This is a genomic window from Psychroserpens ponticola (genome assembly GCF_023556315.2).
GTDB classification, from domain to species: domain Bacteria; phylum Bacteroidota; class Bacteroidia; order Flavobacteriales; family Flavobacteriaceae; genus Psychroserpens; species Psychroserpens ponticola.
In genome coordinates, this window is the sequence record NZ_CP116221.1 from 606,916 (window position 1) to 620,700 (window position 13,785).

Annotated in this window: 7 protein-coding genes; 4 read left to right on the forward strand and 3 right to left on the reverse strand. The window is 33.8% G+C overall.

The window, feature by feature from the left end; translation table 11 throughout:
• Nucleotides 1-26: 26 nt before the first annotated feature.
• On the reverse strand, nucleotides 27-542 hold the full coding sequence (locus tag MUN68_RS02660; RefSeq protein ID WP_249994837.1) for an RNA polymerase sigma factor: 516 nt from the start codon (nucleotides 540-542) through the stop codon (nucleotides 27-29).
• A 349-nt stretch (nucleotides 543-891) separates the two neighbouring features.
• On the opposite strand from MUN68_RS02660, the gene ffh reads away from it, so the two are divergent.
• From ffh to MUN68_RS02680, 4 genes are all read left to right on the forward strand, one after another.
• A complete protein-coding gene (ffh, locus tag MUN68_RS02665; RefSeq protein WP_249994836.1) occupies nucleotides 892-2,220 on the forward strand; it encodes a signal recognition particle protein in 1,329 nt (442 codons plus the stop codon).
• A 119-nt stretch (nucleotides 2,221-2,339) separates the two neighbouring features.
• Nucleotides 2,340-3,215, forward strand: a complete 876-nt coding sequence (locus MUN68_RS02670; RefSeq protein WP_249994835.1) for a bifunctional 5,10-methylenetetrahydrofolate dehydrogenase/5,10-methenyltetrahydrofolate cyclohydrolase — start codon at nucleotides 2,340-2,342, stop codon at nucleotides 3,213-3,215.
• Nucleotides 3,216-3,237: 22 nt separating this feature from the next.
• Nucleotides 3,238-3,954, forward strand: coding sequence for a YwaF family protein (locus MUN68_RS02675; protein WP_249994833.1), 717 nt, complete (start codon nucleotides 3,238-3,240; stop codon nucleotides 3,952-3,954).
• 384 nt (nucleotides 3,955-4,338) lie between these two features.
• Nucleotides 4,339-12,117, forward strand: a complete 7,779-nt coding sequence (locus tag MUN68_RS02680; RefSeq protein ID WP_249994832.1) for a T9SS type A sorting domain-containing protein — start codon at nucleotides 4,339-4,341, stop codon at nucleotides 12,115-12,117.
• A gap of 119 nt (nucleotides 12,118-12,236) precedes the next feature.
• On the opposite strand, the gene MUN68_RS02685 is transcribed toward MUN68_RS02680, so the two are convergent.
• Both MUN68_RS02685 and MUN68_RS02690 read right to left on the reverse strand, forming a co-directional pair.
• The gene (locus MUN68_RS02685; RefSeq protein WP_249994831.1) at nucleotides 12,237-12,797 is read right to left on the reverse strand and encodes a hypothetical protein; all 561 of its coding nucleotides are present in this window, start codon (nucleotides 12,795-12,797) and stop codon (nucleotides 12,237-12,239) included.
• 105 nt (nucleotides 12,798-12,902) lie between these two features.
• The gene (locus tag MUN68_RS02690) at nucleotides 12,903-13,781 is read right to left on the reverse strand and encodes a LytR/AlgR family response regulator transcription factor (protein WP_249994830.1); all 879 of its coding nucleotides are present in this window, start codon (nucleotides 13,779-13,781) and stop codon (nucleotides 12,903-12,905) included.
• Nucleotides 13,782-13,785 lie beyond the last annotated feature (4 nt).

Here is a 13,785-nt window from a genome sequence, read left to right on the forward strand (position 1 = left end):
TAAAAATTCCTACCTTTTATTTATTATTATAATTCATCAATATCTTCTCTTAATTTTTTTAACGCGCCATAGATTCGTTTTTCAACAGCTTTAGTCGAAATATCTAGTAATTGTGCAATCTCTTTAAAACGTTTTCCTTCGACTCTATTCATTAAAAAAGCCACACGTTGCGCATCGGTTAAATTTGAAATTGCAGTATTCAATTTTTTTTGATATTCTTTTTCTTGTAATAGAAATTCAGGTGTTTCGTTTGTACTAAATTTAGGTTTTATTTGCTCATGTTTTCGGACTACCTTTTGATGTGCATAGGCATTAAGCATTAAATTATTTGCAGTGGTAAACAGAAAACTTTTGGCTTTATTTGGTGCTATTTTTCCGCAGTTTTCCCAAAGCTTTACAAAAGCTTCCTGAGCTTTGTCTTTAGGGTCTAGAGTGCCACCAAACTTATAAAATAAGAAGTTAGTTAGATCTTCAGAATATTTATTAAATAGTGATGAAAATAACCGTTCATCACAAATATTGTCTTTAAGCGGTTTTGACATAGTTTGTTACTTGAAACTAAGTTTGAAATTTAGGTAAAGGTAGGGGATTTTTAGATTTAGCTGTTATATAATAAAACAATAGTAAGAATATTATTTCTGTTCTTTAGAAAACAAAATTGATATAAATGAACTGTTGTTTGAGAATTCATATAATAGTTAGTAAAACTGAACCGCTTGGTTTTTAGTTTTAGTTTTTAGTTGGAAAAAAAGGATTGTTGTCATAGCAATCCTTTTTTTATGCTTAATTTATAGTGCATCACTTTATAAATACATCACAAATACTTAAATTTGCATTTTTCCAAATATGCCTATAATAAATAGTGTGTATTAATTAATCTGAAGAAAGACTATGTTTAATAATTTAAGTGAAAAGTTAGATAAGGCGTTACATGTTTTAAAAGGTCATGGAAGCATAACAGAAGTTAATGTTGCAGAAACTTTAAAGGAAGTTCGTAGAGCATTATTAGATGCCGATGTTAACTTTAAAATTGCTAAAGAGTTTACTAATAAAGTTAAAGAGAAAGCTTTAGGTCAAGATGTTTTAACAAGTTTACAGCCAGGACAATTAATGGTGAAACTTGTAAAGGATGAACTTACTGAGCTTATGGGAGGTGATGCTGAAGGAATTAATCTTTCAGGAACTCCAAGTGTAATTTTAATGTCTGGTCTTCAAGGTTCTGGTAAAACAACTTTTTCAGGAAAATTAGCGAATTATTTAAAAAACAAAAAAACTAAAAAACCATTGTTAGTTGCCTGTGATGTCTATCGTCCTGCAGCAATAGATCAGTTACATGTTGTAGGAGATCAAATAGGAATTGAGGTTTATAGTGATAAAGGAAATAGCGATCCAATTGCTATTGCTCAAGCAGGTATTGCTCATGCAAAGGCAAATGGACATAATGTCGTTATTATTGATACAGCTGGTCGTTTGGCTGTAGATGAGGCAATGATGACCGAAATATCTAACATTCATAAAGCAATTCAACCGCAAGAAACACTTTTTGTTGTCGATTCTATGACAGGTCAAGATGCTGTAAATACAGCAAAAGCATTTAATGACATCCTAAATTTTGATGGTGTTATTTTGACTAAATTAGATGGTGATACTCGAGGTGGAGCTGCCATTTCTATTAAATCTGTAGTTAATAAACCAATTAAATTTATTGGTACAGGTGAGAAGATGGAAGCTATTGATGTGTTCTATCCATCACGTATGGCAGATCGTATCTTAGGAATGGGAGATGTTGTGTCTCTTGTTGAAAGAGCGCAAGAACAATATGATGAAGAAGAAGCGAGAAAAATTCAGAAGAAGATTGCTAAAAATCAATTTGGCTTAGATGATTTCTTAAAGCAGATTCAACAAATCAAGAAGATGGGTAATATGAAAGACCTTATCGGAATGATTCCTGGAGCTGGGAAAATGATGAAAGATGTTGATATTGATGATGATGCTTTTAAAGGAATTGAAGCTATTATTCATTCTATGACACCTGATGAACGTTCTAATCCTGCAGTTATAGATTCTAATAGAAAAAAACGTATAGGAAAAGGATCTGGAACATCAGTTCAAGAAGTGAATCAATTGTTGAAACAATTCAACCAAATGAGTAAAATGATGAAGATGATGCAAGGCGGAAAAGGAAAAGCAATGATGCAAGCCATGAAAGGTATGAAATAATTTATTATTGCTTTTTAATAAAAATAAATTAGTCACCTCGAGCGCAGTCGAGAGGTCTTTAAAATAATAGAAATATTAATTAGGTCTCGACTGAGCTCGACCTAACAAACAACACCAACATGACAATTTTAGACGGAAGAAAAGTTAGTAATGATATCAAAGATGAAATTACTGAACAAGTCAAAAAAATGAAAGCTAAAGGCGAAAAAGTACCACACTTAGCTGCAGTTATTGTTGGGAATGATGGAGCAAGTTTAACGTATGTTGGTAGTAAGGTTCGCGCTTGTGAACGTGTAGGATTTGAATCTACAATGGTTCGCATGTCTAACACAACTAGCGAAATAGAGCTGCTAGATCAAATAGAAGAATTAAACCAAAATGATGATATCGACGGTTTCATTATTCAGTTGCCATTACCTCCACAAATCAATACTCAAAAAGTGCTAATGGCTGTAGATCCTAGTAAAGATGTTGATGGATTTCATCCAGAAAACTTCGGAAAAATGGCATTAGATATGAGTACCTTTATTCCTGCTACACCTTTTGGGATTCTTGAATTACTAGATCGTTATGAAGTTGATACACAAGGAAAGCATACGGTTGTTATTGGACGAAGTCATATTGTTGGACGACCAATGAGTATTTTAATGGGACGTAAAGGGTTTCCTGGGAACTCAACAGTGACATTAACACATAGTCATACAAAAAACATTACGCAAATTACGTCTCAAGCAGATATTATCATTTCAGCACTAGGCGTTCCAAATTTTCTGAAAGCTGAAATGGTTAAAGATGATGTCGTTATTATTGATGTTGGTATTACTAGAGTTCCTGATGAAAGTTCTACAAAAGGATATATAATTACTGGAGATGTTGATTTCGAAAATGTAAGTAAAAAAGCGAGTTATATTACTCCTGTTCCCGGAGGTGTTGGTCCCATGACTATTGCTATGCTTCTTAAAAACACCTTACTAGCAAGAGAGCAACGTATGTAAATCAGTTTAGTTATATTGCTAGATGCATTTTTTAACTACTTTATTACTACAAAGGGTTGCAATTGGTTCATTAGAACATCTTATTCCAATTGGAATTGCTATTGTTTTTTCTGTTCTATTTATTAGATTTGCTAAACAATCTTCCAATCAAAATATCAAAGTAAGACTATTTAATGGTTTAGCTGTTTTTGTGTCTTTAAGTGTTTTTAGTTTTCATCTGTATTATTTTGGCTTCGAGTCCTATAATATTAAAACAGATTTGCCTCTTTATTTATGTAGCCTAATAGCATTATTAATACCTATATTCTCTTACAACAGAAAGTATTGGATGTTTGAAATACTTGTGTTTTGGATAATTGCAGGTACATTACAAGGCGTTATAACTCCAGACATAGTCGAAGGTTTTCCAAGTTTTGATTATTTTAGATATTGGATTGTGCACTTAGGACTATTATCAATAATTTTTTATGCTGTTTTTGTTTTTGAAATGAAGCCTAGATTTAATAGTGTTTTTATTTCTTTTTTTGCACTTCAATTGTATGTTGTTTTTATGGTAATTATAAATTTTGTACTCGATGCCAATTATTTTTATCTTAATCAGAAACCAGAATCTGCGTCACTTTTAGATTATTTTGGAGAATGGCCATATTACATAATAATTACTCAATTAATAATTATTCCTTTCTTCTTTATTATTTATTTAGGGTTTAATTTTATTTGTTTCAAAAAAAAGCGTTGATTGGGTTTGGTGTATAATATTGTATAACAGTATTTTAACCTTAAACAATTATGACTAAGGTTTTTCTTACAACCTAAATCTTTTAAACTTCTTTTTTTTGGGAGTTGTCTAAAAGTCAATTCAACATATTCATTTTTTTGTACATTTCGTCCGATTTAATATCACATTTTCCCTACAGATATTATTTGTTTACAATGGCATTTTTTATTTCGGTTGATTAATAGCCTATCAACCCAAATTTACATTATAATCATGTAATCAATCTATGTTTGGTTTAACTAAAAAAAACCAATCATTATGAATGCTGTAGCTATTAATTCAATTAAAATTTGTTGCGCTTTTTTCAACAATATTTTTTTAAAACTTCAAGTCAAAAGGCAAGTATTGCTCGTTTTGACTTTTTTATTGTTTAGTCTTTTCTCAATTCAAGCTCAAACGTATTGTGAAGATATTGCAGGGAGAAATTGTGATGACTGTCCAACGATTCCTGTAAGTCCTAATCCAGATATGTTAGTGAACTGCGAAGACTCAATTGATATTATTTTAATTATTGATGAATCTAATTCTATAGATTCTCAAACTTTAGAAAATAATGTTAGAGATGGTGTGTTAGCATTTTTAGGTGAACTTGAATGTAAACCAGTGAGAGTGGCATTGATAGAATTTGGATCAGTAGCTAATTATGTCGTTCCAACCTATAGAGCAGTTGGAACCTCGCTTACTACTGATATTACAAATTATTTTAATGATAATGTTGGTTTTAATGGTAATACCTATACACCAGATAATTTTTCTAATAATAATTTAGGTGGTACCAATTGGCAGGCAGCTTTATTAAGAGCTAATGCGTTACCAACTGCAGATTTGTTATTAATGTTTACCGATGGAAAACCAACAGCATATTCTCCAAATGCTAATAATCCAGGATCTAGTTATGATTTTTGTGATAGTGGTAGTGACACAGAAGAGGCAGAAATATATAATGCTGCTATTGTGGCAAACTTATTAAAAGCTAAAGATACACACATGTTTGTTTTAGGTATTGGAAATGCTTCTTCTACTTATATTCCAAGTATAACAGGGACAAATGAATATAATCCATCAGATGGAGATCTAATTTCTAATTCAGATTATGAAATTGATCCTAATTTTGCTAATCTAGCAGCTTGTTTTCGTAATATAGCTAATAATTTATGTTCTATTATAGTTGAAAGTGTAGGTTCTACTGTATGTCAGGGAGAAACAAATGGAGTTATTGATATTACATTAACAACACTTGCTATTGGGCCTTTTACAGTAACAGTAACAAATGGGCCAACGAGTGTTAGTCCATTTTCTACTTCTCAAACAAATTTTTCTGTATCTAATCTTGCTGCAGGAACGTATAAAGTTAAAGTAGAATCTAATGATGGATGCTATGAAGAAGGAAGTGTGTTTGTAACTATTGGAGTTGATACTCCTGATGCTACTTGTAATAATTTAGCAGATGTACTATTAGAAACTTGTACTGCAACGATTCCAACTAATTTTGATGCTGGTGATACAGATGGCGAATTAGCTGATGTATTTTCAGATGTATTAACTTGTGGAACAGCAGGAATTAGACATGAAGATAGTAATCCAGGAGATATTTGTAATGGAACAACTATTACTAGAACTTATTATTTAACTGATGATACAGTAGATGTTCAAGGAGTAACTTGTACAAGAGATTTTGTGTTTACAGCTCCAGCATTAGCATTAAGTGCAGCTCCAGCAGATGTTACTACATCAGCTTGTGTGAATCCAGCAGATGAGTTTGCAGCATGGATATTAGCATTAGAAAACATGAGTGCCACAGGAGGTTGTAATGCAGAGGTAGAATATTCAGAAGATCTAAATACATTATCTGTATCTGGATTCTGTAATACAACAGCACAAGTAATTACAGTAAATATAAATGCAAAGGATGATTGCGGTGAAACAACACCAGTAACAGCGACATTTACTGTTTCAGCTTATTCAAATGATTTAACATTGGTTGGCACTTGCCCAACAGCTAATGAAGTAGATGGTTGTTCAACAAATTTAGAAATATCAGCAGCATTCGATACATGGAAATCAGCAGTATTAGCAAACTTTAGTGCCACTGGAGGTTGTAATGCAGAGGTTGAGTATTCTACAGATGTATCAGCTTTACAAGCACCTACACAGTGTGGTAGTACAGATCAAATAATCTCAGTAGATATCAATGCTAAGGACGATTGTGGAGAAACATCAATAACAACTTGTAGTTTTACAGTGAAAGCTTTTGCTTCAACATTACTTGTTACAGAGGTAACAGATGAGAGTTATAATTCATGTGATTATACAAGTCAGTCAGGATTAGATGCAGCGTTTCAAGCGTTCTTAGATAAATTTGGATATACAGGAGGTTGTGATGCTTCAGGACAATTAGCAAGTGCTTATAGTGCACCAGACTTATGTTCAGGAGGAACAGTAAGTGTGACTTATAATGTAACAGATTTATGTGAATCTGATAATGAAACAGCAAGTTTCACGATTACACCTTCAGAAGCATTAGAAGTGAGTTGTGCAACAGCTGTTAGTTTAAGTTCTTCATCAACACAACAAGAGATAGAAGATGCTTACGATGCATGGAAGCTAGAGTTCACTAAAACAGGAGGTTGTGAAGCAACCGATAACTTAGATACGTTCCCAAGCTTACCAAGTTTTGATTGTGGTACAGCTGTAGACCTTAGTTTTACATACACAGCAATAGATCGTTGTCATCCAAATGGCGTAAGTTGTAGTTCAACATTCTTTGTGCCTGGAATAGTAGGTTTGACAGTAACATGTCCAGATCCAGTTAATTTACCAGCATGTAGTTCTGATGCAGATATTTTAGAAGCCTACAATGCATGGAAAGCAGGCTTTGTTGTCAACGGTGGAGATAATCCAACATCAAATATTGCTTTACTTGAAGCCTTTGACACCACACAATTATTGAATTGTTATGGAGGTACATCTTTAGGCTTTAATTTTTATGCTTATGATGCTTGTCATCCAAATGGAGTAAATTGTCGTTCAGATTTTATAATTGATTCAAGTGAAATATTAGGATTAAGTAGAAAACCAGCTGATGTAACTACATCAGCCTGTGTAAATCCAGCAGATGAGTTTGCAGCATGGATTTTAGCTTTAGAAAATATGACAGTATCAGGAGGTTGTAATGCTGAGGTTGAGTATTCAGTAGATTTAGCAACATTGTCTGTAAGTGGCTATTGTAATACAACAGCACAAGTCGTATCAGTAGATATTAATGCTAAGGATGATTGTGGAGAAACAAATCCAGTAACAGCAACGTTTACAGTTCCAGCTTACTCAAATGATTTAGCTTTAATTGGTGATTGCCCAACAGAAAATGGAGTAGATGGCTGTTCAACCAATGCAGAGATTTCAGCAGCTTTCGATACATGGAAAGCAGCAGTATTAGCTAACTTTAGTGCAACAGGAGGTTGTAATGCAGAGGTAGAATATTCTACAGATGTATCAGCTTTACAAGCACCAACTCAATGTGGAACCGCAGACCAAATCATTTCAGTAGATATAAATGCTAAGGATGAATGTGGACAAACTTCAGTAACAACATGTAGCTTTACAGTTAAAGCTTTTGATTCTACCTTAGAAGTGACAGATGTATCAGATGAGAGTTATGATTCATGTGATTATACAAGTCAGTCAGGAGTAGATTCAGCATTCCAAGCATTTTTAGATAAGTTTGGTTATACAGGAGGTTGTGATGCTTCAGGACAATTGGCAAGTGCTTATAGTGCACCAGACTTATGTGTTGGAGGAACAGTAAATGTGACGTATAACGTAACCGATTTATGTGAATCTGATAATGAAACAGCAAGTTTCACGATTACACCTTCAGAAGCATTAGAAGTGAGTTGTGCAACAGCTGTTAGTTTAAGTTCTTCATCAACACAACAAGAGATAGAAGATGCTTACGATGCATGGAAGCTAGAGTTCACTAAAACAGGAGGTTGTGAAGCAACCGATAACTTAGATACGTTCCCAAGCTTACCAAGTTTTGATTGTGGTACAGCTGTAGACCTTAGTTTTACATACACAGCAATAGATCGTTGTCATCCAAATGGCGTAAGTTGTAGTTCAACATTCTTTGTGCCTGGAATAGTAGGTTTGACAGTAACATGTCCAGATCCAGTTAATTTACCAGCATGTAGTTCTGATGCAGATATTTTAGAAGCCTACAATGCATGGAAAGCAGGCTTTGTTGTCAACGGTGGAGATAATCCAACATCAAATATTGCTTTACTTGAAGCCTTTGACACCACACAATTATTGAATTGTTATGGAGGTACATCTTTAGGCTTTAATTTTTATGCTTATGATGCTTGTCATCCAAATGGAGTAAATTGTCGTTCAGATTTTATAATTGATTCAAGTGAAATATTAGGATTAAGTAGAAAACCAGCTGATGTAACTACATCAGCCTGTGTAAATCCAGCAGATGAGTTTGCAGCATGGATTTTAGCTTTAGAAAATATGACAGTATCAGGAGGTTGTAATGCTGAGGTTGAGTATTCAGTAGATTTAGCAACATTGTCTGTAAGTGGCTATTGTAATACAACAGCACAAGTCGTATCAGTAGATATTAATGCTAAGGATGATTGTGGAGAAACAAATCCAGTAACAGCAACGTTTACAGTTCCAGCTTACTCAAATGATTTAGCTTTAATTGGTGATTGCCCAACAGAAAATGGAGTAGATGGCTGTTCAACCAATGCAGAGATTTCAGCAGCTTTCGATACATGGAAAGCAGCAGTATTAGCTAACTTTAGTGCAACAGGAGGTTGTAATGCAGAGGTAGAATATTCTACAGATGTATCAGCTTTACAAGCACCAACTCAATGTGGAACCGCAGACCAAATCATTTCAGTAGATATAAATGCTAAGGATGAATGTGGACAAACTTCAGTAACAACATGTAGCTTTACAGTTAAAGCTTTTGATTCTACCTTAGAAGTGACAGATGTATCAGATGAGAGTTATGATTCATGTGATTATACAAGTCAGTCAGGAGTAGATTCAGCATTCCAAGCATTTTTAGATAAGTTTGGTTATACAGGAGGTTGTGATGCTTCAGGACAATTGGCAAGTGCTTATAGTGCACCAGACTTATGTGTTGGAGGAACAGTAAATGTGACGTATAACGTAACCGATTTATGTGAATCTGACAATGAAACAGCAAGTTTCACGATTACACCATCAGCAGCATTAGAGGTAAGTTGTCCATCAGCTGTTAGTTTAGATTCGTCTTCTACAGAGCAAGAGATATCAGATGCTTATGAAGCATGGAAATTAGAGTTCACTAAAACAGGAGGCTGTGAAGCAACCGATAACTTAGGAACTTTCCCAAGCTTACCAGATTTTAATTGTGGAACAGCAGTAGATCTTAATTTTACATATAGAGCAACAGACCGTTGTCATCCAAATGGTGTGACTTGTAGTTCAACATTCTATGTTCCTGGAGTAACAGGATTAACAGTAAATTGTCCAACAGATGTAAATTTAGACTCATGTACAAGTTCAGCAGATATCTTAACGGCTTATAATTTATGGATAGCAGGATTTGGAGTCAATAATGGCGATAGTCCAACATCTAATATTGGAGATATACCAGCATTACCAGCTTATGAGTGTGGAACAGCAATAGACTTATCATTTACATTGTCTGCAACGGATACTTGTAATCCAAATGGCGTAAGTTGTACATCAACATTTAAAGTTGAAGCAGCAGCAGACTTAACATTAGTAGGTACTTGCCCAACAGTTAATGAAGTTGATGGCTGTTCAACCAATGCAGAGATTTCATCAGCGTTTGAGATATGGAAAGCTGCAGTTTTGGCTAATTTTAGTGCCACAGGAGGTTGTAATGCAGAGGTTGAATATTCAACAGATGTATCTGCTTTACAAGCACCAACACAATGTGGAACAACAGATCAAGTAATATCAGTAGATGTAAACGCTAGTGACGATTGTGCAAAAACAACCGCTATAACATGTAGCTTTACAGTTAAAGCTTTTGAATCAACTTTAGAGTTAGCTGAAGTAGCAGACGAGAGTTATGCGTCATGTGATTATGCAGATCAAACTGGAGTAGATGCAGCCTTCCAAACGTTTTTAGATAAGTTTGGTTATACAGGAGGATGTGATGCATCAGGACAATTGGCAAGTGTTTATAGTGCTCCAGACTTATGTGCTGGAGGAACAGTAAGCGTAACGTATGATGTCACTGATTTATGTGAGAATGGTAGTGATACAGCAAGTTTCACGATTACACCTTCAGAAGTATTAGAAGTGAGTTGCCCAACAGCAGTTAATTTAGATGCCTCTTCAACACAGCAAGAAATAGAAGCTGCCTATGCAGCATGGAAATTAGGATTCAGCATGACAGGAGGCTGTGAAGCAACTGATAATTTAGGAAGCTTCCCAAGCTTACCTAGTTATGTTTGTGACACCAGTATTGATTTATCATTTGACTATGTTGCAACAGATCGTTGTCATCCAAATGGTGTAAGTTGTAGTTCTACTTTTAATGTTGAAGGACGTGAGTCTGTAAATGCAGGAGGAAATGGAGCGCTTACAATTTGTGAAAATGGAACAGTTACTGCTCAAGAGTTATTTGAAGCTTTAGGAGGTGATCCTGATGAAGGTGGAACATGGAGTCCAGAACCAAATGGGGCAAATATATATACTTACACGGTTCAAGGAACTGATCCTTGTCCTGATGCTATGGCAACAATAACAGTTGAAGAATTGAATCTAGAAATTTCAGCTAGTGAACCAATATGTGATGAAGAGATTGGAACTTATACAGTAAATGTTCAAGTTTCAGAAGGAACAGTTTCAAGTACGTTAGGGATTCCAGTTGATAATGGTGGTGGTTCTTGGACTATTATTAATATTCCAACAGATAATAATATTGTTGTAACCACAACATCAACGGTTTCTAATGATGTAGAATGTACTAGTTATATTGAAGTGATCTCTCCAGATTGTATTTGTATAGAGTTAGAAGTAGATTATACAGATGTATCATGTTTTGGTCTTGATGATGGAACAATAACTATAAGTTATGTAACAGAAGGAGCAATAGTAACTGTAAATGGTGATCTGTATGATGCTGACATGTTTTATGAGCCAGGAACTTATACTGTTGTGGCTTATTTTGAAGGTAATGACGATGACGATTGTATCATTTCTCAAGATGTCACAATTGTAGAACCAGTATTAGTTGATGTACAGGTGAGTTCTACGGATGCGACTTGTTTTGGAGCTGATGATGGCACGATAACTATAGAAAGTTTAAGTGAAGGTGCATTTTATACAATTAAATTAAATGGTATTGGTTCAGATCTAAGCGGACAAGATTATTTTTCTCCAGGAACTTATGTTGTAGAAGCTAAATTAATTGATAATGCATTAAATAGAAATGGTTCATTTGATAAAAAGAATGAAACTACTAGATCTCAAAACCCATGTGTTGATGGGAAATTAGTTGTAATTGGAGAGCCAAATGAGTTGATTTGTAAAATTGGTTCACCATTAAGTGGAGATTTAGTTAAATGTCAAGAGAGTTTTGATAATACTTTATCTGTTGCTGCTTTAGGAGGAACAGGTCCCTACACTTATGAGTGGACTATAAATAAAGTAGGAAGAATACATGGTTGGGCATTTGATTCAGCTATAGATGGTTCAACAATTAGCTATTTTACAGGTATTGAAAATGTTAGGTTTACTGTTGAAATTACAGATGCTAATGGTTGTACAACAATGTGTGATTATCAGCTATCTTCTACATGTTCGAAGTCAGATTATTACAACATGTTTGGAAGAGATAATGATTTTAATTTTGAAACATTCCCTAATCCAACTAAAGGTAAGTTAACTATCAAGACTAATAGATTAACTGATAATAATGCAATTGTAGAGCTTTATGACTTGATTGGGACTAGAATATTTAGTCAATCATTTAATAAGATTAGTGATAAGAAAATTAATATTGATCTTTCTGGTTTAGCGAGTCAAGTGTATTACTTAAAAGTAATTACCAAAGATGGAACTAAAATCAAAAAAGTTATTCTAGATAAATAACCAACTAGAATAATTGATTCTTAGCAACCTTCAGCACCTTTAATCTGTAACAAGATTGGAGGTGTTGTTTTTTTATTTCGAAAAACCTGATTGATACCTTTAAAAGTATATATAACCATTTACCTTGTGCAGTCGATTTTCCAAGTTGGATAGACAATGGTTTCAGTTAAATCTACCCATTCGCCAATCCATTTATAACCAGATTTGCTCATGTCATAAAACGTTAGCCTGAAGTAGCCGTCTGTTCCATTTGGTGCTTTTTGCTCCTTGTACAATATTATTTTGTCGTCTATTTTATTGCCTTCCCAAATGGGAAATTTTGTTGAAGGTGTTTTAGCAGAAAACCAATGCACATACCATTTGCTACTATCTTTAATGAATTGTCTTATACTTCCTGAATGCGAACCATCAGGCTTTAAAGTTTGATCTTGAACAGCAGTGCCATTCATAATATATTTCCATTCCCAAGTGATGTCTTCTGAAGCATTCCAAGTGCCATCTTGTTTTCGGGTTGTAGATTTGCAATTGCATAAACCTATCATAGCTTTATAGTCTGTGATTTGTTCAGGTGCTTTCGGATTTGGAAGTCCGAATGGGTTTGTTTTCGAAACCTCATAATCATATTGTCCAAAACAAATTGAAGCGCATAAAGTGAAGCAAATAATAAATGTCGTTTTCATAACTGTTCGTTTTTGGTTGAATTCAAATCAAACAAAAAAAAGGGAGTTCTGCTAAGTTATTGCAGAGAGCGGTGTTTTATTTGCAGTAAAGAGCGTTAAGAAAATCTAAATACTATTTAAAAAGTCTTTAACAGTTTTTAGGTTACTTTTAGATACAGGAACTTCAGTTTCATTTTGAAGAATAAGGTTTGGAGTATTTGCAAGATGTAATTCTGTTGCCAAATCCATGTTTACAATGGCTTTTCTGTGGACACGTAGAAAGTTGGTGTTGAGTTTTTCTTCTAAGGCTTTAAGAGAACTTCGCATTGTATAAGTTTTGTTTGTGATCGTATGAACTTTCACGCAATAATCGTCTGCTTCAATCCAACTAATTTGATCTACAGGAATAATTTTACGTTTATTTCCGATTTTAATATTTAATACGGTTGATTTTTCATCAACTTGAGACCGTAATTTCTGATACAGTTTACTGTTTGTTAGTTTTAATTCTGAAAGTTGCTGTACTTCAATTTGAAGCTTTTCATTTTCAAAATATAAATATAGAATCAAACTTATGGCGATGTAGCCAAGTGTATAAATTGGTGCTTTTTGATAAGTGAAAAATGGAATATATTCTGAAAACAATTCAGTTATTGAAAACTCATTATTTGAAAGCATCATTTGTATCAAGGAAATGGTAATCATATTTATGAATATCAGACTAAAAATTATTCCGATAAGTTTAAAAAGACCAAGCGTTGTTTTTTTTCGTGTAGTTTGTGCTTTTACAAACTTGATTAAAATGAATGAAAAGATCAACCAAATTAGCCAACGATAAGATTGTGTTTTTAGAATATCAAAAAATGTGATATCATCTGCTATCTGAAACCTTTTAATGTAATACAGTTGCTGAAAGGTTTCAAAAGTAATAGCAATTACTATGATTAAAGCGATAATTAGTACACTTTGTTTAGAGTTTGATATGTCTTTTAGCTTTAAAAGCAATTGG